A 24,582-nucleotide genomic window follows, 5' to 3' on the forward strand; every position below is an offset into this window, starting at 1 on the left:
CGCTTTTTTATGATTACTTCGACAGGCTCAGCAACCATAAAAAGAGCTCAGACAAATCGTTCAATCCAGGCTAGAATATTCAGTGAATATTCAAAAATATTCTTCATATAAAATTATTTACCAACCCTTAGATTAGAGAATTGTTAATTTAAAATTTAACAGTTTTTACCATTGACTTATGATTAAAATATTGGTTTTTGAGATTAAAATTCTGTACTTTTGATAAATTATATACAATCGGAATGAGCAACATAGATGATAAGAAAAAAGCACTCGCTTTAGTGCTTGAAAAATTAGATAAAACCTACGGAAAAGGAACCGTAATGACTTTAGGAGACAGCGAAATCGATACAACCATCGAAGTGATTCCTTCAGGGTCTTTAGGTCTAGACATCGCTTTAGGCGTTGGTGGTTACCCAAGAGGTAGAATCATTGAAATCTACGGACCGGAATCTTCGGGTAAAACAACTTTAACTTTACACGCAATTGCCGAAGCTCAAAAAGCCGGAGGAATTGCAGCGTTTATTGATGCAGAGCATGCTTTCGACAGAGGTTACGCAGCAAAATTAGGAATAGATCTTGAAAACTTAATCATTTCTCAGCCGGATAACGGTGAACAGGCTTTGGAAATTGCAGACAACCTGATTCGTTCGGGAGCAATTGATATTGTGGTGATTGACTCTGTAGCCGCTTTAACTCCAAAAGCGGAGATAGAAGGTGAAATGGGAGATTCTAAAATGGGGCTTCACGCAAGATTGATGTCTCAGGCTTTGAGAAAATTAACGGCTACGATTTCAAGAACAAAATGTACGGTAATTTTCATCAACCAGCTGAGAGAAAAAATCGGTGTCATGTTCGGAAACCCTGAAACAACGACAGGAGGTAACGCATTGAAATTTTACGCTTCAGTAAGAGTAGACATCAGAAAAGCTTCTGCTCCAATTAAAAACGGTGATGAAGCTGTTGGAAGCCGTGTAAAAGTGAAAATTGTGAAAAACAAAGTAGCCCCACCTTTCAAAATGGCAGAATTTGACATTATGTATGGTGAAGGTGTTTCTAAAACAGGAGAAATTCTTGACACTGCAGTAGATATGGGAGTTGTGAAGAAAAGCGGTTCTTGGTTCAGCTACGGTGATACAAAATTAGGTCAGGGTCGTGATGGAGTTAGAGATTTGTTGAAAGATAATCCTGAACTGGCTGAAGAGCTTGAAAACAAAGTAAAAGAAGAAATTGCAAATAAGAAGTAATTTCTTATTTTGATGAATACATTGAAGACAGCTTTTAGGCTGTCTTTTTTTGCAATAAACTGGACTTCTGAAATTAATTTAACGGTTTTGGAAACCCCATTAAGTTTTTCGTTCAAAATATAAACTGTTAATTCATTTTGTCATTTCATAAAAATCCAAAATTCTTTATTTCAGTGTGTTGAGTTTCTTTCGGAGTGACAGAGAAACAGTTAAAATCAAATTTTTACTATACACGGATATTCATTATTTATTTTGAATGATGAGAATCATCCAGACAAAAAAATGTCAAATTGTCACTTTTGTCTAAACGGTATTTATTTTGAGAATTGATAATCAAATTAAAAAAATAAAATTATGACGAAAGGAAGTATTAATGTATCGGTGGAAAATATTTTTCCGTTGATTAAAAAATTTCTTTACAGCGACCACGAGATATTTTTGAGAGAATTAATCTCAAACGCAACAGATGCCACTTTAAAATTAAAGCATTTAACGTCAATCGGAGAAGCTAAAGTAGAATACGGAAATCCGAAAATCGAAGTTAAAATCGACAAAGAAAATAAAAAACTTCACATCATTGACCAAGGTTTGGGAATGACAGCCGAAGAAGTTGAAAAATATATCAACCAGGTTGCATTTTCTGGAGCTGAGGAATTTTTGGAAAAATATAAAGATTCGGCAAAAGATTCAGGAATTATCGGGCATTTCGGACTTGGTTTTTACTCTGCATTTATGGTAGCGGAAAAAGTGGAAATTATTTCTAAATCTTTCAAAGATGAATCTGCAGTGCACTGGATTTGCGACGGAAGCCCGGAATTCACTTTGGAAACTGCTGAAAAATCTGACAGAGGAACAGAGATTATCCTTCATATTGCTCAAGATTCTTTAGAATTTTTAGAAGAAAATAAAATCCGTGAGTTGTTGACGAAATACAACAAATTCATGCCCGTTCCCATTAAATTCGGAACTAAAACTGAAACCCTTCCTTTACCTGAAGATGCTGCAGAAGACGCTGTTGCAGAAACGGTTGAGGTTGATAATATTGTTAACAATCCTACTCCAGCCTGGACGAAGGCTCCGAATGAATTGAAAGACGAAGATTATAAAGCTTTTTACCATGAATTGTACCCAATGCAGTTTGAAGAGCCGCTTTTCAATATTCATTTGAATGTAGATTATCCGTTCAATTTAACTGGAATTCTCTATTTTCCGAAATTGAGCAACAATTTGAATATCGAAAAAGATAAAATTCAATTATACCAAAATCAGGTTTACGTGACAGATGAGGTCAAAGGAATTGTTCCCGACTTTTTGATGTTGCTTCGTGGTGTGATTGATTCTCCGGATATTCCGTTGAATGTTTCACGTTCTTATCTTCAAGCTGATGGTGCAGTGAAGAAAATTTCTTCATATATCACGAAAAAAGTAGGCGATAAAATGGCTTCGTTAATTAATGAAAACCGTGAAGATTACAACAAAAAATGGAACGACATTAAAATCGTGATTGAATACGGAATGATTTCTGAAGATAAATTTTTCGAAAAATCTGACAAATTTGCACTCTATCCTACAACTGACGGTAAGTTTTTCCTTTGGAATGAATTGGAGGAAAAAATTAAATTAAATCAAACGGATAAGGATGGAAACTTAGTTATTCTTTATGCTACAAATGCTGATGAACAGCACTCGTATATTCAGTCGGCAAAAGATAAAGGGTATGAGGTTTTACTTTTAGATTCTCCGATCGTTCCGCATTTAATTCAAAAACTGGAAACTTCAAAAGAGAAAATTTCTTTCGCAAGAGTAGATGCAGATCATGTTAATAATTTAATTAAGAAAGACGAACCAGCAATTTCTAAACTAAATGAAACTGAAAAAGAATCTTTGAAGAAAAACGTAGAAGAATCGATCAACGATAAAAAATTCACCGTTCAGCTTGAAGATTTAGACAGCAATGATGCGCCTTTTACGATCACTCAGCCCGAATTTATGCGCAGAATGAAAGATATGCAGGCAACCGGTGGTGGCGGAATGTTTGGAATGGGCGGTTTCCCGGAAATGTACAATTTGGTAGTGAATTCTAACAGCGAATTTGCTTCAAAAATTTTATCAAATGAAAATACTGAAGAGAAAAATTCTCAGATCAAGCACGCTTTAGATTTGGCGAAATTATCTCAGAATTTGCTGAAAGGAAAAGAGTTGACAGACTTTATCCAGAGAAGTTATCAGCAATTGGAAAAATAATTTAACTAAATTATCTTGAAACCGCCGCTTTGATTGTATCAAAGTGACGGTTTTGTTTCTGCATTGAACCTTGAAGGTTTTTATCTCCAAACGATATTTTATTTTAAATTTCTTCCAAAGGATTCCAGAATAGATTTTTGAAATTTTTCACCTTAAAATTCTCAACAACAATTCCTTCAGCTTCCAATCTTGATTGAAATTCAGGAACAGATAAAGTTCCCGAACTTGAAATCACACGATGAGCAGGAACATCTTTCGTACAACCGCCCATTGCTTTACCCACATGTCGGGAATGGTTCGGAAAACCTACGGCTTTGGCAATAGCTCCGTAACTTGTAACTCTGCCTTTCGGAACTAATTTTGTAATTTCCCAGACTTGCTGTTTGAAAATTTCATTCATTTTTTGATTTAATTAATAGTCAAATGTAAGAAAATCTGATTTGCATTTACAAACATTATCAGCGAGATTAAATCTTAATGATATTAAAATAAAGTCAAAGAAATTGAAGATAACTTTACTATTGAAAAACAAAGAGACATTTTTGTTTTCTACTATTCAAAATGTATCACTCAAAAGTCTATCTTCTAATTTATGTAAAAACCGCACAATTTTTGAATTATTAAAATAATTCTTTATGTATATCCGTAATTTGTAATAATTTAATTTTTAGCTCTATTTTTGTCATTCTGAAAGAATCTCATCACGTTGAAAATAAAATGATTTAGATTCCTTCGGAAAGACAAAAAGACTGTCGATTTTCTGTATTATAATTAAAAACGGACATTCATATAATTATTAAAATAATCTGCAATGAAAAAATCAGTATTTAGATTTTTAAATAAAATCAATAAGAAAATTTTACCGAAGTTGAGTGATAAAGATCCGTTGAAACTTACAAAATTTCAGAAAGGAATTTTGGCGTACCGATATTTTGTTTTGATTAATTCTATGGATTAGATTTCTCCAAGAGAAAAAAATCTCACGCAGATTTTGGAGATTAAAGTTATACGAACTATTTCCCACAGATTGCACGGATTCCACAGATTATTATATTTTAAATTGAAAGTGAAATTTTTTTAAATCAGAATAATTTGCCAATTTACGGGAAACTAAAAAATTATCTGATCTTTGCGATCCACTTTCTGCAGACTTCATATAAAGGCTTTTCAATTAAAAGATAAATGATCATCGAAAAAATCCAAAGCAGAACAAAATTTTTGTCGGGAAGATAGATATATGATTTCAGTTTCATATTGAAATAACTCAGATGAATCAGATAAAAGACAAATGATGCATTTCCCAGGAGAATAAAAAATTTAGATGAAAGTATTCTTGAAATCAAGGTTTTTTCTGTCGTTAATCCCCAAAAGAAAACAACAATTCCTGCTGGTAAAAGCAACTCGTGAATCAGTCTTCCTTCCCATCTTTCAACGCCGTGAACGAAATTATTACGCGCAAAAAACCTAATCGCAAAAATTAATACCAAAATTGAAATTCCACCCCAAAATGTTGGTTTTTTAATCTTGTTTAAAAACTGAATTCCTTTTTCATTCTTTATTAAATAAGCAAGCAACATTCCAAAGAAAAATTCTAAACTCCGACCAAAAAATGTGCTTCCAATCATGAAATTCAACGGATATAAAAATCCTTTCGGATTACCGTTCAATTCTTTTAGTCCATATCCTATTCCCCAACCTAAAAAAAATAATCCAATCAAAAACAGAATGCAGTTTTTCCAGTTTTTCTTTAATAATAAAAATAAAAAAGGCGCTAATAAATAAAAGAAAAATTCAACAGTTAATGACCAAGCCTGAACAATTCCTGAAACGGAATATTTATCAAACAAAGAGTAAAACAGTGAATATTGCAAAAAATATGTTTCGACATCTTTGGAATATGCTCTGTCTATAAAATAGCAGCTCAACAAAATCCAATACATGGGAAAAATTCTTGCAATACGAAGCAGAATATATTTTAAATAAGATTTTTTAGATTCTAAAGGTTTTTCTTCATAGCGATAAGCCAGCAAAAATCCGCTCAACACGAAAAATACCGTCACCCCAATATGCCATTCGCTGATGAATCGCATGATTTCAAACGGCAAATCGTTTCGCCAGTATTTTCGGTTGTGATACACAAAAACCATAATGGCGGCAATGGCGCGCATTCCCGTTAAAGCATCAAATTTATTTTTCTGAAAAGCTTTCAAGTATTAAATAATGAAGTTTTTAGTTATTTTAACCGCAAAAGAAACAAAGATTTTCTCTTGTTTAAAGTATTTCAAAAGTTGACAAAACAAAAAAATTGAATAATCACATTTTGACAATTTTTGATTTCTATTTTCAATTATTTCTTTTGAACCTTTTGCGGTTAAATAAAATTACAGATACTAAAAAAGGCTTAATAAATAAGCCTTTTAATATATGGTTTAATGGTAAAATTAATTTTCAAGAATATAAGAAAACATCAATGGTGCACAGATTGTAGCATCACTTTCAACGATAAATTTTGGTGTTGTGATATCTAATTTCCCCCAAGTAATTTTTTCGTTTGGAACAGCTCCGGAATACGAACCGTAAGAAGTCGTAGAATCTGAAATCTGACAGAAATATGACCAAAACGGAATGTCATGCATTTCCATATCCTGATACAGCATCGGAACCACACAAATCGGGAAATCTCCTGCAATACCTCCACCAATCTGGAAGAAACCAATTCCTTTTCCTGCAGAATTTTTTGTGTACCAATCTGCAAGATACGTCATGTATTCGATACCAGATTTCATTGTTGTAGCGGTTAATTCACCTTTAATACAGTAAGAAGCGAAAATATTCCCCATTGTAGAATCTTCCCATCCCGGAACTACGATTGGTAAATTGGCTTCAGCTGCAGCAATCATCCATGAATTTTCTCTCGGAATTTCGTAATACTGCTCCAAAACTCCCGAAAGAATCATTTTGTACATAAATTCATGCGGGAAATATCTTTCACCTTTAGATTCAGCATCTTTCCAGATTTCAACGATGTGCTTCTGCAATCTTCTGAAAGCTTCTTCTTCAGGAATACACGTATCTGTAACTCTGTTTAAGCCTCTTTCCAAAAGATCCCATTCATCCTGAGCCGTTAAATCTCTGTAATGAGGAACTCTTTCATAGTGAGAATGCGCTACTAGATTCATCAGATCTTCTTCAAGATTCGCTCCTGTACAGGAAATAAAATCTACTTTTCCCTGGCGAATCATTTCAGCTAAAATCTTTCCTAATTCTGCTGTTGACATTGCTCCTGCAAGCGTAATCATCATTTTTCCACCATCTTTAAGGTGCGCAACATACCCTTTTGATGCGTCAACTAAAGCGGCAGCGTTGAAATGCAGATAATATTTCTCGATAAATTCCGTGATCGGCTTATTCATTATTTTTTAATTTTTTGCAAAGATAATGAAAGATGTTGGAAGCGGGAAGTTGGATGTGAGAACTTGTGGTTTTTTTAATATTATTTTGGCGTACCCTTCGCCAACGCTTTTCCCACTTCTCAGGTCGGGCTATACGTTGCAATCTTTTTTTCACAAAAAAGGATTTTCACTGCTATCCCTTACGCAACATGGTCCTTCGAAAAAACTAAAATTTAAAACGACGGTTTTCTTTTTTATCCGAAAGTTTCTTTTTAGTATCTAATCTTTTTTGAACTTTAGCCTTCGAAGGTTTAGTTTTATATCTTGTTTTAGGAGTAATTATAGAATCATTTACGATTTCCAGAATTTTTTCAGTGGCAATTTTTTTATTCTGCAATTGCGTTCTCGATTCCGAAACCGTGAATTGTAAAATTCCATCCAGGTTAATCCTGTTTTTAAGCTTAGTGAAAATTAAATTTTTCTGAAAATTATTAAAAAAATCAGAATCTTCAACTTTCCACATTACCGTGACAGAAGTTTCTACTTTATTTACGTTTTGTCCGCCTGCACCGCTGCTTCGGGAAGTTTTAAAGCTGAGTTCTTTGGTGAAATCTTTCATGATACAAATTCTGGAGATTCGATTTTTGATGCGGGATGTTTACTTGTTGCTAATCAAATTTAATAATTCTTTTCGGTTTACTTTTCCATTTTGTGTTCTCGGAATTTTATCAACAAATATGATTTCTTTTGGTTTATGAAATTTTTTCTGGTAATTGATGGTTGCTAATTGCTTGTTTATCAATTCGGAATCTTCACCTTCTACAATCAAAATCAATTTCTGTCCCAAACTTTCATCTTTTATTCCTAAAAATATAACTTCATTCGGAATTTCTTTTTTAACTAAAGTTTCAAGCAGTTCGGGGAAAATTTTTGCACCTCCGGAATTTATAACGTTATCGATTCTTCCTAAATATTTAAACTTATTTTTACTCATAATTTCTACCAAATCATTGGTCTGCAGAATTTCTGAATTCAATTTTGGAGCGAAAATTTTCAGGCAGCTTCTTTCATCTAAAGAAATATCAATATTTTCAAAAGCAGTAAAATAATTGTCAGATTGTGGATAGATTTCTTTTAGAGCAATATGCGAAAGCGTTTCAGACATTCCGTAGGTCTCATAGATTTTAGTTGCAGAGTGGGAGAGTTGGAGCATTTGAATTATTTTCTTTTTTAAAGATTCTGAAACGGCAGCACCTCCAATAATTAAATTTTTTATGAGATGGATTTTATCCAAAGAATTTTCAACCTGCAAAGGAGTCATCGCACAAAAATCAATATCCTGATGAAGATTTTCCAAAGGTTTTAAAGAGGGTTCAGAAATCAATAATTTTAACTTTCGTTGAATAGAGCGTACCAACATCATTTTCCCTGAAATATATTCTATAGGAAGACATAATAATGCGGTGTCATTATTTTTTAATGCTAAAAAATTACATGTCATTTCTGCAGAGTTGAGCATCTTTTCTTTTTCAGTATCAAAAATCTTTGGCACGGCGGTAGATCCGGAAGTCTGCACTTTTACCGTTTTTGAATCTGATAACCATTCTTCAATGAAAAAAAATACTTTTTTTTCGAATTCTGTTTTAGGATGTAAATTATTAATTTCGAGATTATTGAAGTTAATAAGCATGTTTCTGGCGGTTAATTTGCACTGTAAATTTAAAGAAAAATTAAAAAATGATTTGCAAATAAAGAAAAAAGCTTTAAATTTGCATCACAATAAAACAGACCCATGGTGTAACGGTAGCACTCTGGTTTTTGGTACCATCAGTTGGGGTTCGAATCCCTGTGGGTCTACAAACCACTCTTTTTTAAGAGTGGTTTTTGTTTTTTATATTGTGAAATAATTATGAATTTTTTATGATTATTTTTTGACAGTAAAGAAAAAAGTTTTAAATTTGCACCACTAAAATAAGACAGACCCATGGTGTAACGGTAGCACTCTGGTTTTTGGTACCATCAGTTGGGGTTCGAATCCCTGTGGGTCTACAAACCATCCTTTTTAAGGATGGTTTTTGTTTTTACAAGATTGTTTGTTTTTTTATCTGAAATACAATAGTATAGAGATTCTAAAAACTAGCCCAGATCGTAACGGCATCCTTTTTTTGTTTGAAGGGAAATGGGGTTGGGGAAAAAAGATATAGAGAAGAGCTGGAAAAAGCTTCAGAAATATCTTTTGATGTAATTAATTGACTCTTAAAAACTAGCTTTTACCTGCATACTTCCAATGTGAATGGTTCTTTCGCCGGAATTTCTGCCCTCATAATTTAAATTCAGCTGTAAGAAAGAGTTGATTGCCTGCTGAATGAATACGCTCCAAACCTGATTTTTTCCAGGTTTTAATCCGTCAAGCATTTGGTTTCCGACAATACTGAAGCTGTTTCCGGTAAAATCATTGTTGATGAAAGAGAAGTTTCCTCTTATCGATGTTTTCTTACGTTCCCACTGAATGGTTCCGGTAATATCAAATGCTTTCAAAAGTTCTTCCCCGTCCTTTCTCTGTTTTTCGCGGTAAGCCGACGAAAATTCTGCCTGAAAGGCGTCTGTGAATTTGTAAGTGGCTTTTGGTTTTGTTTCGAAATTATTTAATCTATAATCTCTCGTTGCAAATAATTGGGAAGAATTTTTCAGATCGTGAACAGAATTTTCCCAGTCGATTCTGAATTCTTTATTAAACCAATATCCGAGATTGACGAAATGAGAAGTCTGATTTCTTTCTTCATTACTGAAATTGGCATTAATGAGATTGTCATTTTGTATAAATCGATAATTTCCGTTCCAGCCTGATTTTTCAGTAGGATTGAACTGCATCGACATCAGAATATTTTGATTTTTAAGAATCTGATTTTCACCTTTTTCAAAAGGATTTAACACCAAAACTTTATCTTTTTTATAGAATGAGTTTTGAGAATTTAATGAAATGTTGAAATTCCAGCGTTTTAAAAATTTATTTTCCGAACTGAAAATTACGGCCGGATTTACAAATAAAGCCAACTGTAATTTATTTTTGTTAGACGGAATATAACGCACCGAATTGGTGTAAATTCTGATATATTGCGCCAAATCAGAATACTCTGCAATTTCAAATTCATCGAGCTGCTGCACGCCGTCACCGTTGTAATCGGTCCATTTGTAAATTCCCTGTCCGTCTGTAACTTTTATGTATTGAAATTCTCTCTGCGCTTCCTGTCCGTTTCCTAATTCATAAAAAGCCTGAAGTCGCATTCCGTTTTTAAATAACTGTTGATTGTATAAAATGTTTCCAACCACAAAATCTTTATTCTGATCAATATCTACATCATCATTTTTATAGAAAAACTTCCTATAGTGGAGTAATGCGTTTAAAGTGGTTTTTTCAGTTTTAATAATCTGGCTTTCTGCCATAAATCCTAAAATCCTGTTCATGTTCTGAAGTCGGTTGTCTCGCACCGAATCATTGTCTCTCACATAAATTTTAGATAAAAGTTTCGTTCTCGTGCTGTCTCCGATTTTCTTTTGTACAAATAATTCTTTCCAGCTGAAACTCGTCACATCCATCAAACCGGTATCGTTGTATTTTTTTTCATTGTGTTCCATGCTTCCGCCGACTGCCCAACTTCCTTTTTTGCCTGTGTATTCGGTTCCAGCTCCTCCACGAATAAATTTGGTGTCCTGAAGAATGGCATTCGTATTTAGGAAAGATAAATTCCCTTTTGTATTGAATTTCCCTTTAATCCAGCCAAAATCCAGGTCGTTTTTTGTTCCTTTATAAGAATCCTGTTCGTCAAGATAGTTGATACGGTAATTTAAGACCGATTTATTATTCCATTTATTTAAAAAGCTGAAAATAAAGCGGTTTTGGGTTAAGCCATTAAATTCTTTAGCTAAGTTGAAGTCACGGGAGAATTCTACATCATTGATTCGGTCTAAAATATGGAATTGTTTATCGATGTATTGATATTCGAAGCTAGGAGTTCCTTTCCAGTTATTTTTGGTAAATGTTTTATTTCCGAAAATTCTTGCTGCGTAACCTAAATTTTGATCTGAATCTTTTGACGAAAATAAATTAATATCGTAATTACTCATCGAAACATCGGCTCCGATTTTTCCGTCTTTCAGTAAATATTCAGAATTAAAAGTATAAACCTGAGCTTTTTGCGGAGAAGGAAGTTTTCTTACCGCTCTGTAATCTCCTTGGTTTGGACCAACGTATTCAAAAACACGTCCGTTATTGGTTGTTTGTGTTAATTTGTAATCTCCCAAATTTGCTCCAAAATACGTGAATGAAACCTGATATAAAGTTTGTGTGGCGTCCGTTGAAAATTGGTAGTAATTCCCATTAACACCGGGAACAAGACTGTACAAGATTTTATTCACATCAAATTCTGCAACAACTCCTGAAGGAGCATACATTAGATTGGGATCATTTCCGGCATCGGCTAAAATCTGCTCGTCTTCTTTGGATAAATTCAAAGCTAACGGAGCATTTTTATTGTCATTCTCCATGAACCAATTCAGCCCGATTCTCAGTTTTTCTCTTTGATGCTGAAGTTTCCCGGTAAATAAATATCTGGAATAATTTCTATTCGCATAATTAAAAGAAATTGTAATGAAATTCTGCTGGAAAATCGGTCGGAAACTGGTAAATGTAACTTCTCCGGTATTATAATTAATAATGTAATCCTGATTTTCTCCACGCTTCATCAAAATACCATCAATAAAAACCTGTTCAGAACCTGAAATTAAAGTGATAAATTGTTCGCCATTCTTTCCTGTTAAGCGATAAGGACCCTGGTTTCCTTCAATCCCCTGAAAACGGATTCTGTGGAATTCACTTCGCGCAACACCTGCAGAAACATCTACAAAAGTCTTATTGTCAGTTCCGAATTGCGTCTGAAACTGAATTCCCATGCTTCGACGCTGATATTTGGCGAAATAATTTTTATCGTCAACAAGATCTAAATGCCCCGCTCTAAGAATAGATTTATCCTTAATATTAAGCTGCATATAGATTTTGTCGAATTCTTCTAAAGTCTGCGTATAGCCATCTGCCTGAATCGGTAAGTTGTGATCTGAAATACTCGCCAAAACCGTCACATCTTTCGAAAGCCTCCCTGAAATCTGAAGATCCATTGAGCTTTGAACTGATTGCCCTTGATTATTACCAAAAGTAATTCCCCGAATAATAGAACCTTTTGAATTTAATTCTCCTAAAAATCTTTTGGAATCATTTTTTGCTAAAACAGCTTCGTCTACTATAATTCGGTTGCTGGTTTTTACAAAATCCATCGTGTCTTTTGCAAAAATATCCTGTCCGAATTTTAAAGCGAGAATACTGTCTTTTTTCTTTATAAATATACTGTCGTTTTTAGCTGATGCAGAATCTTTTGGGATATTGGGATTTTTCCATGAGAATATTTGAGCATTATTCAATGATAAGCCCATGAGAAATACGAAGAATATCAGTATCGAATTCCGCAATTCTTTAAAAATAATTTGTAAAAATAGCTAAAAAATGTGAGTGACACGGCTTTTAGCATTATTAACAGAAAATTAACCTTATTATTGTCTCAAATGAAAAAAATGCCTTATTTTTGTTGTGTAAATTATTAATAATTAAAAAATTAAGTTATGAAAAAGATTTATTCTTTATTTGCTTCTTTGGCTATTGCTGGAAGTTTTTTTGCGCAAACTGTCGTAGCATCAGATAATTTCAACTATACTGGAGCTTTAACTGCAAATGGATGGGTTTCTCATAGTGGAACTGCTGGTCAATTAATGGCTAATGGAACAGTTGCTAGTTTAGTAGCTGGTAATTCTGAAGATGCTAATTTAGCTTTTTCAACACCTTATACAATTGCTTCAGGGGCTATAAATAAAGCAGACTATACTGCGACCATTAATGTTGCAAATGCTACTGGTCTTACTACTACTGGTGATTATTTTCTCATGTTAGGTGGAACTGCTGGAACTTCAGTGACTTTTTTCTACGGAAGATTATATATTAAAGGTAGTACTACAGGTTATACTTTGGGTATTTTAAATAATGCAGGTGGAACTGCTACACCCACCTATGGTATAGAAATTCCGTATGGAACTCCAGCAAATATTATTGCATCTTACACTGTTGATAATATAGCATCTACTAATGTAGCTACTTTACAAATCAATTCTCAACCATTGTTATCAAATTCTACGGGTACTTCTGCTGCTGCAACTGTATTAGCTTCTGTTGCAATTAGACAAGCTGGTAATACTACAGTTGGAACAGGTAATGTCACAATTGATAATTTAGTAGCTAGAACTTATGCCACTGGTTCATTAGCTGTTACTGATGTCAACAAAACAAAATCAAATTTTGTAAAAAACACTTTCGTAAAGAATGACGAAATCACTTTCGGAACTGATGTAAAAGACGTGAAAGTTTATACTTTAACAGGTCAGTTGGTAAAAACGAGTTCTTTAAAAGAAGGTTCTTCTTTAAATGTTGCTGAATTACAAAAAGGTAACTATATCGTTACTGGTACAGTAAACAACCAAGCTGTTTCTCAGAAAATCTTAAAAGACTAATTTGATTATTTTCATCTTTTAATAATTATAAACCGTCCTTTTAGGGCGGTTTTTTTTGCACATATTGCATGTTAAATTTATTAATATTTTAATTTATATGGTACGTTGTTGTTGATTTGGTATTAATTTTGTATAAATTATATTAAACCAATCAAAATATCACGTTATGAAAAAAGTATTTACTTTTATCGGGCTAGTTTCGATAGCAGCATTTTCTAATGCACAGATTGTAATTAATGAGATTTATACTGGTGGCGGAATTCTGGGAGCTGCCATCACAAATGATTTCATAGAACTGAAAAATATTGGCACATCTGCATCTTCTCTTAACGGTGCAACTCTTCAGTATGCATCTGCAACAGGAGCCTTCACACAGTACAACACTTTACCTAATGTCACTCTTGCACCGGGGCAAACTTTTCTGATTCAGCATGGAAGTGATGGCTTCGGGGGATTGATTAATCTGATAAATCCTAATCTTATTGTTAGTGTTTTGCTGAATATAGATGGTTCTCCTGCTGTCGGAGTAGGTATTGGCCTTGCACTTGCCTCAGGAAAAGTTGCTTTGGCAAGCAACACAACCCAGGTTACAGAACCCACATCTTCTAATGTTCTCGATTTTGTAGGATATGGATTGGCAAATCAGTACGAAGGTTCTGGGGCAGCTCCATCACCTACAATTTTAAATTCAATTTCAAGAACAAGTGGAGATACGAACAATAATTTAGTTGATTTTACCATAACATTACCAACTCCGCAATCTTCTGGAACTTTGGCGGTAAGTGATGTAAGTAATAGTAAGCGGTCTGAATTTATCAAAAATTCATTAGTAAAAACCGATGAAATTATCTTCGGAACTGATGTGAAAGACGTAAAAGTTTATACTTTATCTGGTCAGTTGGTAAAAACTGCTTCCGTAAAATCAAATGGTACTGTAAATGTTGCCGAATTAGCTGAAGGTAATTATATCGTTACCGGAACTGTGAATAACAAATCGGTTTCTCAGAAAATTTTGAAAAATTAACTTTAATTTATACCTATAATTGAAAAGAGTTGCAATCCGCAACTCTTTTTTCATTTAATACCAACCTCTTCTTGCGGCATTAATAATTGTACTCAGATTTAAAACCAAAGTATATCGTATTCTTTTTCCGTAATCTTTAAAAGCGGGTTCAAAGCCTAAAGAAGATTGTACAGGAAGGAATATTTCAAGGAAATCCGGGATAACCCTTACTTTCAGACCGCTGTCCCAAATAAATTGGGTAGGATTATTTTTGTTTTTATACAAACCGGCATCAGCATAAATGTGAAAAATTTTCCAAACGCTGGAATCTACATTAAAGGAGGTAATAAACTGATTAGCCGTTCCGGGAATAAAAGATTTGAAACCACCATCAGCCAAAATATATTGCTGAGACAAAACACCACTCGTAGCACTTTGTCCTAAAAGATTGTATGAGAAAGAATAGTCGGAAACTCTTGAAATTCCGTAGTCAAAAGTATTGTTTCGGGTTTCGTTTCTTGCAAAATATCCGGCAAAAATTCTAAGGCTGAGTTTCTGTCTTGGTGCAAATTCCCAGCGATAAAATCCTTCTGCAGTAATTTTATTGTAATCTTCCATTCCCTGCGTACTCAAACTGAAACTTTTCTCATGAATCATCTGATTATCAGTGTAACCATAACCCACTGTCCAAAGATTATACTTGCTGTAATCATCTTTTGCAATCATTCTCGCATTGAGATCCCGTTCAAAATAAGTGTAGGAAATTCCCAATCCACGGCTTACAGTACTTCTGGGGTTTTTTCTGAAACTAATATTGGAGGAAATTGAATTTTTCTGATACGCCAAATCATAATCATAATGAAAATACGATGCTGAAACTCCGAAAGTTAACCTCTGGATCACACTTTCAGCCGGTAAAAAAGAGTAGGCAACAGATCCCGAACCGGTCATTTTCTGTGTTCCAGTACTGTAGTAAGGGGTGAAAGAATATAAAAACTTCTGATCAAAAAGCGATTGGTTTTTAAAATTCATACCGATCAAAAATTTATCGTAAGTATTCGAAAAACGGATTCTTGGGTTTAAGTAAATTTCATTAAACTCAGGATTCGGAATGTCTTTTATTAATTTAAGTTTTATCTTTTTGGCATTAGAAAATAAACCTTTTGTATAAAGAAAATTATCTCGGTAATTCGATTCCGGGAAAATATAATCATTGTTTAATGTAATCTTATAAACGTCTTCTGAGGGAAGATTGATGGTTTTTAGTCTTTCGTTTTCTTTAGTTTCAATCCAATAAGAAGTTCGTGTTCCGTCTTTGGTCTGCGTTTCCAATTTTACAGGGATTGCTTCGTCGGTATTTTTTACAATTTTAATATTCAGAGAATCATCTTTCGCTCTGAAATTTTTCAGCCTGAAATTGACTCTGTTTTTCTGCTTTAAAAATCCTTTTAAATAAGATGTTGAAGATTCTTCCTGAGCAAGTTTGTCAAGAAAATCTTCGGGGTTTACTTGTCTGTCTGTATTTTCGGCAATATAATTTTTAAGTAAACTATTAAATTTTCCTGTTCCCATTTTGTCTGCAGAATAACTGAAAAGAGTTCCCATTTCAAAACTGCTGATTGCCATATCGTTGAAATTACTCAAAACCGCAAAAGGCTCATCAATTTTCTGATCCAGATTCTGCGACATAATATATTGATACGCCAAACCATAGCGATCTAATAACTTCACACGCGAAGCATGAAACCACTTTAAAGGTTTAATTCCTAAAACACTTGTTTCAGGAAGATTTCCTAACAGCTTTTTGTCGCTGTAAAATTTCTTTAAATATTGAATTTCCAGATAAGATTTTAAACCATTTTTAAACCAGTGATTTTCCTGTTTATCTGTGATGATCTTTTCATCAAGAATCTTTTTAGAGATAATCCCAAAATAATCTAAGTCTGTATTTTCAGCGTCTGAGAATAATTTAAACCTGAATTTCCAGAATTTAATATCATTATTACCAAAGAAGTCTTCCTTAGCCCTGAATTTTTCGGAAATAAAAAGCTGTTCGGGAATTGAACCTATTTTATCTTTAATAAACCTCAACTGTAATGGAAGGTAAAACTCAAGATTCTGAATTTCCTGTGGACTGATATGGTAACCAAATTTTATTTCAGTTTTAATATCATCTGCACTAATTTTTATTGTAGGATAATTGTTATTGGTAATTATAAATTCAGGATCAGAATCTAAATATCCTTTAAAAGAATTGGGCTGAATCTGCTGAAGATTACTTTGTACAAAAGAACTTGCAGGAGTTTTAAAATCTACATTCCAAAAGGTGTTGAAATTCACAGATTCTTCAATGTCGTGATAATCTCTTTTTACAGTGTTGTCTGAATCAAAATGATCAGGAACGATAAAGAAATATTTCAGGGAAATATCCTGTGCAGAAGTTCCGTAACCGGTGAATTTTTTATCAGGAAGCTGCATTTTATATTGTAGCTGAAGCTTAATGGTTTTTCCGGGTTGTAAAGATTCATTTAAGTGTAAAAATAAATTTTCCTCAGAAATGCTAGTCAATGAAAGAGTTTGATTTTCAGTATTTTTAATATTTAATTCTAAAACTTTTCCCAATTCTTCCTGTTTTGCAAAGTGAAGACTGTTATTTCGGTCTTCCAGTTTTCTGTAAACCAGTGAGGTTCTTCTTTTGTTGTAGGCTGCAATCCAGTTGAGTAATTTAATGTTGTTCAGATCTTTATCAGAATGATTGTGATATACAATTTCCTGACTGACTTCAATAGTTTTTCTGTCTTGGGATAACTTTGCCTGAATATAAATGCTGTCTTTTTGTGCAGAAACCTGTACAACTCCCCAAATCAAAAAAAGACCAATGCTAAACTTTTTCAAAATATTGATAAAGCATCAAATATAACTTATTTTAGATGGAAATGTTATGATTTTTAGTTAAGATTTAAAAAATATTGTGAATTCCTATAATTGGCGATAACTTGGTTTTTAACAGTTTAATTATCATTTTGTTGGAATTTTGATACACTGAAAATAAAAGATTTTAGATTCTTACAGAATCACAAATGACTCCTTATTTTGCATTACAATTAAAAATAAATGTTCATAAAATTATTTATTTCTTCTGCTGAAATAAAAAATGCTCTCAAATAAATGAGAGCATTTTGGTAATTTATTTATTTTATAATGATGCTAAATATGCTTTCCAGCCTTCATTTTTGTAATTAACTGCGGCTTCTGCAGGATCTTCAGATTTGTAAATTCCTCTTCCGACGATGATAAAATCTGTATGTAATGTTTTGAAAACATGTTCCGGAGTGTTGTATTGCTGGCCTTTTCCGTCTCCTGAATCAGCTAAATTTACTCCCGGAGTAAATAGTAAAATGTCGTCTGGAAGTGCATTTTGAGAAACTCCACCAATGACGTTCGGATGAGATAAAGCTATTTTTAAAGCCTCTTCCCTGTAATTATTGGTCGTTAAAGTTCCTTTAGAAGACATTCCGATGATTGCAACAACCCCCACATTATTAAAACAATCTAAAGATTCAAAACCACCGATGACCTGAGAAGTCACAAAATCTGCCCAATCTGTAATTTTGAAAACTCCGCTTGTAAACTGTAATTCCTGAGTGTTTCCTATGTCTGCGAATTTTCTGTCTTCCATTAATAAAAACTGATGTTTTACAGCCAATTCTTTCAACGGAACAATCGTGTTCTGATAATCAAAATCTGAAATAATATCAATGTGCGTTTTTAAAGCAATAACGTGTGGTCCGACTTTTTCAGCCAGTTCAAGTAATTCCTGAGTCGTCGTTACATCAGCCGAAGCAATTAGGTTTGATTCTTTTGCTAAAGCTGTTTCTAATAATTTTTTTGAAACTGAATGTTGTGCAGCTTCAAATTTCTGCTGATAAGAAAGTCTTGTTTTTTCTTCAAACTGAATATGATTTCCCTGTAAGAAATCCTGGATTCTTTTAACCTCTTCATCGCTCAGTTCACCGTTTTCCTGAAGAATGGTACATACTTCAGAAATATTAAATAAAGTATGAACTCTGTAACCTCTGCTTTCCAAAAGCTTTTTTCCGCCTTGTTCTCTATCTAAAACAACAACGATGTCGGCAACTTTAAGATCTTCCTGCTCAACTTCGGCAATCGTTTCTATCAAAGATTTTCCTGAAGTAATTACATCTTCTACCAAAAGACAGTTTTGCCCTTTTTGGTAAATCCCTTCAATTAATTTTTTTGTTCCGTAGTTTTTTGCTTCTTTTCTTTTAATAATTAATGGAATATAGCTCTCCAAAGACATTGCGGTTGCCATCGGAAGCGCAGCATAAGGAACTCCACAGATCAGATCAAAATTATCCAAAGGAAGCATTTCCAATAAATAATTGGCAAGGTTTTTTAAAATTTTAGGATCAGACGCCAACGGTCTCAAATCTACATAAAACGGACTTTCAATACCACTTTTTAACGTAAATCTTCCAAATTTGATGATGCCCAGTTTGTAGCATTCCAAAAAGAATTCTTTCTTACTTTCCATTAATTTTTTATTAGATAATGCAAATTTAAGTATTTGATGTTTAAAGTCAATTGTGAATTATAAATTTTGCTTGAAAAGAGATTTTAAAAATTTGCCATTAAGTGTTTAAGATTTATTAAGATTCAATACATTGATTTAAGAGGAGTGCTTAAGAATTCGCTTTAGTAAAGCTTTAAAAACTGAATTGATTTTGTAATTAAATTCATTTTGATAAAATTTGACGCATTCAATCTAAAAATTGTCAAGACTAATAATTTGATTGAAGAACACTGCTTAATGATTTATTTTAGTAATCTTAAAAATCTAAAGTTGATTTCATTCTTAAAAAATTTAATTTACTTAATGTTTTAAAATTTTGTTATTGATGCTATTATTTATAAAAAAACATCCCCGAAAGGATGTTTTATTTATTAAACGATTTCTGCATCGATAATTTTTGCGTCATTTGTAGTATATTTCCGCTCGGCTTCCCAAAGTAAAAACTTATCTACTTCCCGAATGAGTTTTGGAATTGCTAACGATAAAACTGCCAAATCATCTAAAACTCCCGCTACAATAATAAAATCAGGGATGAGATCAATCGGGGAAATTACATACAGAAGACCTGCTAAAGGTAAAATCATATCAATTGATTTTACGGGATAGATGCCTTTTCTCCACATATTTACCATTCTGAAAATATCAGGTATTTTTTTTACGAAGCCTTTGTGGGCAATTGCTTCTTTAGCAAGATTGAGTTTTGAATATTTCATTTTGTGCTTATTTTAAAATAATTTTCAACTCTGTAAATTTCGCAATATTTGTACCAACTCGATCTAAATTTTAGTTAAAGTTTATTTAACAATATTATCAATGAACTGATGAATAGATTCTGCATCCCAATCAGTTGCGGCATCTTCCTTGATCAGAATTCTTCCGTTTTGGTCTAAAAGAAACGTTGTAGGGAAAACTTTTGGAAGTATTTTCTCCGAGATTGGGCTTTGTGCAATGTATACAGGAACGGTGTAATTATTTTCCTTTAAAAATGCTCTTACTATCTCTTCTTCATCCTTCATTGCGATCAAAACAAAATCTATGTGCCCTTTTCTTCTGTCGTATAATCTCTGAATTGACGGCCATTCTTTTCTGCACGGAGGACACCATGTTCCCCAGAAATTTAAGAAAACGGGTTTGTTTTTAAAGTTTTTCAGATTCGTGCTTGGTACGTTGATGCCCTGCAGATCAACATCGTAATCATCCTGACTGATATGAACTGCATTTTCTATCGATGCTACAGGAAAAAATTGATCTTTAAGAAAGTTTCTTATTCCCGGAACTAAAAAAATAATACCTAAAACGACAAGAATGATAATGTATATAGCTATTTTTTTCATATTGACTGTTTTACAATAATTCTAAAATCTCCTGAATAGCATCTTTTCCTCGGTTTCTTGAGTAATAAACCTGTAAATCGTTATAAAAAGTTTCTCTAGGATAATTTTCAGGATCAGTTTTAAATTTTAATAATAACTCGTGGCCAAATTTCGGACGCGGTCCCCATGAATTTTTTACTTCGAAGTCTTTATCTAAAATAATAACTTTCGGAATAGATTCTGTTCCGTTGGTTAAAAACTGATTGATCAAGTTTTTGTCGCTGTCTCTTAAGAATATTTTCACTTCGTTGTGGCCTTCAAAAAACTTCGCCAACGCAGGAACTGTCGCACTCGCATCACCACACCAGCTTTCAGAAATAATCAGAATTTTTCCGTTGAAATTTTTAGATTTCAGTTCATTGATCTGTTCTTCATCGATAACAAACTTTTTCAGAGTTCTATCCATTCTCTGGATTCCCAACTCATAATACTTTCTATATTCAGAATCTTGAGGAGTGGCAGGATTTTCTAATCTTTCATGCGCAATCTGAAGATATTCTTCAAATGAAATTGCTTTATCCCAGTAATTTTTCATTACTAAATCTTTTAAAATTGATTACTATTTCGTGTTTTATTAATAAGAAATAAGTCTGCCAAAACAAATGCAGCCAAACTTTCCACCACAGGAACTGCTCTCGGAACTACACAAGGATCGTGTCTTCCTTTTCCTTCCACAGTCACAGCATTTCCGTCTTTATCGACACTTTCCTGAGGTCTTAGAATAGTTGCAACAGGTTTAAAAGCTACTCGGAAATAAATATCCATTCCATTTGAAATTCCACCCTGAATTCCGCCTGAAAGGTTTGATTTTGTTGAAAAATCAGTGTTAAATTCATCATTGTGTTCGCTTCCGGTCATTTTTGCACCGCAAAAACCGCTTCCGTATTCAAAACCTTTACAAGCATTAATATTAAGCATTGCTTTTGCCAATTCAGCCTGAAGTTTAGAGAAAACGGGTTCACCAATTCCTACAGGAACATTTTTGATGACGCAGGTAATTGTTCCACCAATTGTGTTGCCTTCTTTTTTGATTTCTTTAATTTTTGAAATCATTTTTTCGGCAGTTTCGGCATCGGGACAACGTACTTCATTGCTTTCAGTTTTAGAAAAATCTAAATCCTGATAAGGTTGTACACAGAAAATTTCGCCAACAGAAGAAACATAGGCATTAATTTCAATACCTTTTAAAAGCTGTTTTGCTAAAGCTCCCGCAACTACCCAGTTGATGGTTTCTCTTGCAGAAGATTTTCCGCCGCCGCGATAATCTCTGATTCCGAATTTTTGGTCGTACGTGAAATCTGCATGACTTGGTCGATAAGAATTTGCAATATGGTCGTAGTCTTTTGATTTCTGATTTTCATTTTCAATCATGAAACCAATCGGAGTTCCCGTTGTTTTCCCTTCGAAAATTCCTGAAAGAAACTGTACCGTATCACTTTCTTTTCTTTGTGTAACGATTGTTGACTGACCTGGTTTTCTGCGGTCTAATTCATATTGAATTTTTTCAAAATCAACTTCCAGACCTGCAGGAAAATTATTGATGATTCCGCCATAAGCTGCGCCGTGACTCTCGCCAAAAGTAGTAAGGCTAAGAAGATTACCTAAAGTATTGAACATAATACAAAATTACCGCTTTTTATTCAGATAATAAAAGTCTTTGGGAATTGGTTTACTGATAACTCTTTTTGATAATTTCAATGGTTTTGTCAAGTTCTTTTTTCTCTTCAGTAGTAAGTTTTTTCCAGATAAACCCTTTTCTAATATCATTTTTGTCTATTGGTTGTGGAAATATTCTTAATTTCTGATAATCTAAAACATAGTTTTCTGAAATTGCGGGAGTGGGAGTATTAAAATTGAAAGGATATTGTTTTGAAATATTGAATTTTAAATCTCCAACTCGATAAGAATTATATTGATTATAGTCGTAATTTGAAGGTTTTATTAGTTGTGTCTTATCAAATTTGCTCATAAATTTTCCCAGCTGAAAACTCGGAACAAATTGCTGAATGAGATTTGGAAAAGAGAACATTCCAACAGCAATAACGATCATCAGTGAAGAAAATAGAATTGATTTTTTCTGGGTTAAATTTTTATAAAGCACTACAAAAAATATCACGAAAAAACCATCGATGAAAAATCTGTATTGCGCAGAAAAAAGAAAAATCAACACACTTTTAATTAAAATCGAAATACAAATTAAACTGATGATTTTATTTCTTTTAATGATTGAAAATACAATGAACCCAGTTAAACTTGCGACAAATAAAATGTTGATTACTGATTTGATTCCATCTAAAAATAGCCAGTTTTTAATGTGATCCAACCATGAGAATTTTAAAATTTCACTGTAGGAATATTGCTCATCATATGTTTTCACCAAAGCAAATTCTGAAGAAGCTTTTAAAAGTTCGGGATTTGCTTTCCAGAAAAGTCCTAAATCAAAAACTGCCATTGGAAAGAAAGGGTATCCAAATGTCCAAAGATTTTTTATGATAAATAAAAGAAAAACGAGCGAACCAAAAATTAGCTTTTTATATTGAAATTTGGAAATAAAAATAGAGTAGAGCAGAATGAAAATCGGCAACCAAATCACTGTAGGTTTTATGGCAAATGTAAAAACCGAAAATGCAAGCAGGAAAGAAATGTTTTTGCTTCCGGATAAAATTTCATTGAGAATAATTAAAGAAAATACAATTATCGGCAAATCAGGACTTGGAGATTGAGCGAAAATCAATAAAACAGGTATGAAAATCAATTGAATCCAGCTTTTGTTTTCGATGATATAAAGTCCATAAATAATTAGTAAAATAGTATTAAACTTAAAAAAAGGATCCGAAAAATTACTGAAACCCGCCTGAAAGATATGCCAAACCGACATTTGGCCTAAAATCAGATCAAGATTGGAAATTCCTTTTACCAAGCCGTATTCTGTAAGCCATTTTATTGTAGGAATGTAATATCCAAAATGGTCTAAAATAAAAGGATAAAAAGAGCCACAGAATAAAATTACAGCTGTTAAAAATCCTAAAATAGCTGAATCTTTTTTTGAAAACTGATAAAAACCCAGGTAGAGTTTGTTTTTAAAAAAGAAAAATAATCCAATTAAAATTGTGGGAATCTCAATATATATATTTAAAGGAAGAAAAAATGATAGAACTGTGAAAATTATTCCTACGGAAAATATTCCGGTCAGGATTTTTCCTGAAATTCCTTTTAGATTTTCTCCTATGAAATTTTCCATCAATTTTCCCCAACCCAGTAAGGTTGAGATCATGAGAATCGAGGAAAGTAGAATTAACAGCATAAAAAAAGATTGCCTAAAAATAAGCAATCTTTCATGTTTTTGAAAATATTTAATTATCTGGGTTGTACTCGACCGCTTTTTCTATCTTGCGCTCTACCCAGAGTATATCCTGTAGCACCACCGATAATACCACCTACAACACCACCGCCAACTCGGTTTTTCTTATTAACGATTGCTCCTAAAGCAGCACCACTCACTACACCGATTGCTGTACCTTTTGCAGCTTCACTGATTCCTTTCTTTTGTGCAGTTGTTCCTTGTGATGAACTTCCACTAGAAGAAGAACCTCCGCTGTTTGAAGCGGGAGCATTTCTATAAATAGTTTTTGTTTCTCTGATTACCTGTGGTTTTGAAGCTGCAGCTACTTTTGCTTTTTCAACTTCAGCCAAACTGTCTGCTCTTTTCTGGGTTTCGTAAGAAAATCTTTCTCTTTCGATTGCCAGTTTCTGTTGTTCAATTTCAAGTTGTCTTACCTGAAATTCCATTTTTTGTTGCTCTAAAGTCTTTTCGGCAACTTTATTATCATCCTTCTTACAGGCACTCAATGTTAAAACTGAAATTAAACCTGCTAAAACTATCTTTTTCATAACACAAATTTTTTCTATTCATAATTAAAGCTCGTAGCTTTATACTAAACACAATTTCAATTATGAAGCCAAGTTTTAGTTAAGAAAATGTTAAAATCTTGAACGTGCCTTAAATAGAGGCTTTCGAAAGGCAGAAAATATCCTTATAGTTGTATTGAAAATTTTATTGTGAAAGTTTTATTGTAAAATTTGATTAAACTAATGAATTTATTCAATTAATATAAAAAAA

Annotated in this window: 19 protein-coding genes and 2 tRNA genes; 7 read left to right on the plus strand and 14 right to left on the minus strand. The window is 33.1% G+C overall.

Going from position 1 to position 24,582, the window contains the following annotated elements; genetic code table 11:
• Positions 1-242: 242 nt before the first annotated feature.
• Positions 243-1,247, plus strand: coding sequence for a recombinase RecA (recA, locus tag ACOOWA_RS09960; RefSeq protein WP_421374947.1), 1,005 nt, complete (start codon positions 243-245; stop codon positions 1,245-1,247).
• A 354-nt stretch (positions 1,248-1,601) separates the two neighbouring features.
• Entirely contained in the window at positions 1,602-3,491 is a 1,890-nt protein-coding gene (gene htpG / locus ACOOWA_RS09965) for a molecular chaperone HtpG (RefSeq protein ID WP_421374948.1), read from the plus strand.
• Positions 3,492-3,594: 103 nt separating this feature from the next.
• Here the strand turns inward: htpG and ACOOWA_RS09970 are convergent, their stop codons facing one another.
• Positions 3,595-3,891: an MGMT family protein gene (locus ACOOWA_RS09970; RefSeq protein ID WP_421374949.1), complete on the minus strand. Its 297-nt coding sequence runs from the start codon at positions 3,889-3,891 to the stop codon at positions 3,595-3,597.
• A gap of 411 nt (positions 3,892-4,302) precedes the next feature.
• Here ACOOWA_RS09970 and ACOOWA_RS09975 point away from each other — a divergent pair, with 411 nt between their 5' ends.
• On the plus strand, positions 4,303-4,449 hold the full coding sequence (locus ACOOWA_RS09975) for a hypothetical protein (RefSeq protein WP_421374950.1): 147 nt from the start codon (positions 4,303-4,305) through the stop codon (positions 4,447-4,449).
• 160 nt (positions 4,450-4,609) lie between these two features.
• On the opposite strand, the gene ACOOWA_RS09980 is transcribed toward ACOOWA_RS09975, so the two are convergent.
• The 4 genes from ACOOWA_RS09980 to ACOOWA_RS09995 form a co-directional block, all read right to left on the minus strand.
• On the minus strand, positions 4,610-5,701 hold the full coding sequence (locus ACOOWA_RS09980) for an acyltransferase family protein (protein WP_421374951.1): 1,092 nt from the start codon (positions 5,699-5,701) through the stop codon (positions 4,610-4,612).
• Between the two features lie 231 nt (positions 5,702-5,932).
• The gene (locus ACOOWA_RS09985; RefSeq protein WP_421374952.1) at positions 5,933-6,904 is read right to left on the minus strand and encodes a deoxyhypusine synthase family protein; all 972 of its coding nucleotides are present in this window, start codon (positions 6,902-6,904) and stop codon (positions 5,933-5,935) included.
• Positions 6,905-7,109: 205 nt separating this feature from the next.
• Positions 7,110-7,502: an alternative ribosome rescue aminoacyl-tRNA hydrolase ArfB gene (arfB, locus tag ACOOWA_RS09990; RefSeq protein ID WP_421374953.1), complete on the minus strand. Its 393-nt coding sequence runs from the start codon at positions 7,500-7,502 to the stop codon at positions 7,110-7,112.
• A gap of 39 nt (positions 7,503-7,541) precedes the next feature.
• Positions 7,542-8,573: an AMP-binding protein gene (locus ACOOWA_RS09995; protein WP_421374954.1), complete on the minus strand. Its 1,032-nt coding sequence runs from the start codon at positions 8,571-8,573 to the stop codon at positions 7,542-7,544.
• Positions 8,574-8,669: 96 nt separating this feature from the next.
• On the opposite strand from ACOOWA_RS09995, the gene ACOOWA_RS10000 reads away from it, so the two are divergent.
• Positions 8,670-8,740 (plus strand) — tRNA-Gln (locus ACOOWA_RS10000).
• 121 nt (positions 8,741-8,861) lie between these two features.
• Positions 8,862-8,932 (plus strand) — tRNA-Gln (locus ACOOWA_RS10005).
• A 207-nt stretch (positions 8,933-9,139) separates the two neighbouring features.
• Here ACOOWA_RS10005 and ACOOWA_RS10010 read toward each other — a convergent pair.
• Entirely contained in the window at positions 9,140-12,367 is a 3,228-nt protein-coding gene (locus ACOOWA_RS10010; RefSeq protein WP_421374955.1) for a hypothetical protein, read from the minus strand.
• Between the two features lie 186 nt (positions 12,368-12,553).
• Between ACOOWA_RS10010 and ACOOWA_RS10015 the strand changes: the two genes are divergently transcribed.
• Entirely contained in the window at positions 12,554-13,492 is a 939-nt protein-coding gene (locus tag ACOOWA_RS10015) for a T9SS type A sorting domain-containing protein (RefSeq protein ID WP_421374956.1), read from the plus strand.
• A 166-nt stretch (positions 13,493-13,658) separates the two neighbouring features.
• A complete protein-coding gene (locus ACOOWA_RS10020; protein WP_421374957.1) occupies positions 13,659-14,516 on the plus strand; it encodes a lamin tail domain-containing protein in 858 nt (285 codons plus the stop codon).
• A 54-nt stretch (positions 14,517-14,570) separates the two neighbouring features.
• Here ACOOWA_RS10020 and ACOOWA_RS10025 read toward each other — a convergent pair whose 3' ends face one another.
• The 8 genes from ACOOWA_RS10025 to ACOOWA_RS10060 form a co-directional block, all read right to left on the minus strand.
• Positions 14,571-17,390 (minus strand): aminopeptidase, encoded by a 2,820-nt coding sequence (locus ACOOWA_RS10025; protein ID WP_421374958.1) that lies wholly within the window; start codon positions 17,388-17,390, stop codon positions 14,571-14,573.
• A gap of 301 nt (positions 17,391-17,691) precedes the next feature.
• Complete coding sequence (pyrF, locus tag ACOOWA_RS10030) at positions 17,692-19,050, minus strand: orotidine-5'-phosphate decarboxylase (RefSeq protein ID WP_421374959.1); 1,359 nt, start codon at positions 19,048-19,050, stop codon at positions 17,692-17,694.
• Between the two features lie 410 nt (positions 19,051-19,460).
• Positions 19,461-19,802, minus strand: a complete 342-nt coding sequence (locus tag ACOOWA_RS10035) for a YkvA family protein (RefSeq protein ID WP_421374960.1) — start codon at positions 19,800-19,802, stop codon at positions 19,461-19,463.
• Between the two features lie 81 nt (positions 19,803-19,883).
• Positions 19,884-20,423, minus strand: coding sequence for a TlpA family protein disulfide reductase (locus ACOOWA_RS10040; RefSeq protein WP_421374961.1), 540 nt, complete (start codon positions 20,421-20,423; stop codon positions 19,884-19,886).
• 10 nt (positions 20,424-20,433) lie between these two features.
• Positions 20,434-20,997 carry a thioredoxin family protein gene (locus tag ACOOWA_RS10045; protein WP_421374962.1) on the minus strand — a complete coding sequence of 188 codons (564 nt, stop codon included), beginning with the start codon at positions 20,995-20,997 and terminating at the stop codon, positions 20,434-20,436.
• 11 nt (positions 20,998-21,008) lie between these two features.
• The gene (gene aroC, locus ACOOWA_RS10050; protein WP_421374963.1) at positions 21,009-22,079 is read right to left on the minus strand and encodes a chorismate synthase; all 1,071 of its coding nucleotides are present in this window, start codon (positions 22,077-22,079) and stop codon (positions 21,009-21,011) included.
• 52 nt (positions 22,080-22,131) lie between these two features.
• Positions 22,132-23,766 carry an LIC_10190 family membrane protein gene (locus tag ACOOWA_RS10055; RefSeq protein WP_421374964.1) on the minus strand — a complete coding sequence of 545 codons (1,635 nt, stop codon included), beginning with the start codon at positions 23,764-23,766 and terminating at the stop codon, positions 22,132-22,134.
• 53 nt (positions 23,767-23,819) lie between these two features.
• A complete protein-coding gene (locus ACOOWA_RS10060; protein WP_421374965.1) occupies positions 23,820-24,353 on the minus strand; it encodes a glycine zipper domain-containing protein in 534 nt (177 codons plus the stop codon).
• Positions 24,354-24,582: the final 229 nt, after the last annotated feature.

The organism is Chryseobacterium sp. GP-SGM7 (assembly GCF_049166575.1).
GTDB lineage: Bacteria > Bacteroidota > Bacteroidia > Flavobacteriales > Weeksellaceae > Chryseobacterium.

Excerpts from the sequence above, each read along its gene's own strand:
- ACOOWA_RS10055 (WP_421374964.1), bottom strand. The coding sequence starts at position 23,766 with ATGCTGTTAATTCTACTTTCCTCGATTCTCATGATCTCAACCTTACTG.
- ACOOWA_RS10020 (WP_421374957.1), top strand. The coding sequence starts at position 13,659 with ATGAAAAAAGTATTTACTTTTATCGGGCTAGTTTCGATAGCAGCATTT.
- ACOOWA_RS09970 (WP_421374949.1), bottom strand. The coding sequence starts at position 3,891 with ATGAATGAAATTTTCAAACAGCAAGTCTGGGAAATTACAAAATTAGTT.
- ACOOWA_RS09975 (WP_421374950.1), top strand. The coding sequence starts at position 4,303 with ATGAAAAAATCAGTATTTAGATTTTTAAATAAAATCAATAAGAAAATT.
- ACOOWA_RS10015 (WP_421374956.1), top strand. The coding sequence starts at position 12,554 with ATGAAAAAGATTTATTCTTTATTTGCTTCTTTGGCTATTGCTGGAAGT.
- aroC (WP_421374963.1), bottom strand. The coding sequence starts at position 22,079 with ATGTTCAATACTTTAGGTAATCTTCTTAGCCTTACTACTTTTGGCGAG.
- htpG (WP_421374948.1), top strand. The coding sequence starts at position 1,602 with ATGACGAAAGGAAGTATTAATGTATCGGTGGAAAATATTTTTCCGTTG.
- arfB (WP_421374953.1), bottom strand. The coding sequence starts at position 7,502 with ATGAAAGATTTCACCAAAGAACTCAGCTTTAAAACTTCCCGAAGCAGC.
- ACOOWA_RS10045 (WP_421374962.1), bottom strand. The coding sequence starts at position 20,997 with ATGAAAAATTACTGGGATAAAGCAATTTCATTTGAAGAATATCTTCAG.
- ACOOWA_RS10010 (WP_421374955.1), bottom strand. The coding sequence starts at position 12,367 with ATGGGCTTATCATTGAATAATGCTCAAATATTCTCATGGAAAAATCCC.
- ACOOWA_RS09985 (WP_421374952.1), bottom strand. The coding sequence starts at position 6,904 with ATGAATAAGCCGATCACGGAATTTATCGAGAAATATTATCTGCATTTC.
- ACOOWA_RS09995 (WP_421374954.1), bottom strand. The coding sequence starts at position 8,573 with ATGCTTATTAACTTCAATAATCTCGAAATTAATAATTTACATCCTAAA.
- pyrF (WP_421374959.1), bottom strand. The coding sequence starts at position 19,050 with ATGGAAAGTAAGAAAGAATTCTTTTTGGAATGCTACAAACTGGGCATC.
- recA (WP_421374947.1), top strand. The coding sequence starts at position 243 with ATGAGCAACATAGATGATAAGAAAAAAGCACTCGCTTTAGTGCTTGAA.
- ACOOWA_RS10040 (WP_421374961.1), bottom strand. The coding sequence starts at position 20,423 with ATGAAAAAAATAGCTATATACATTATCATTCTTGTCGTTTTAGGTATT.
- ACOOWA_RS10035 (WP_421374960.1), bottom strand. The coding sequence starts at position 19,802 with ATGAAATATTCAAAACTCAATCTTGCTAAAGAAGCAATTGCCCACAAA.
- ACOOWA_RS10060 (WP_421374965.1), bottom strand. The coding sequence starts at position 24,353 with ATGAAAAAGATAGTTTTAGCAGGTTTAATTTCAGTTTTAACATTGAGT.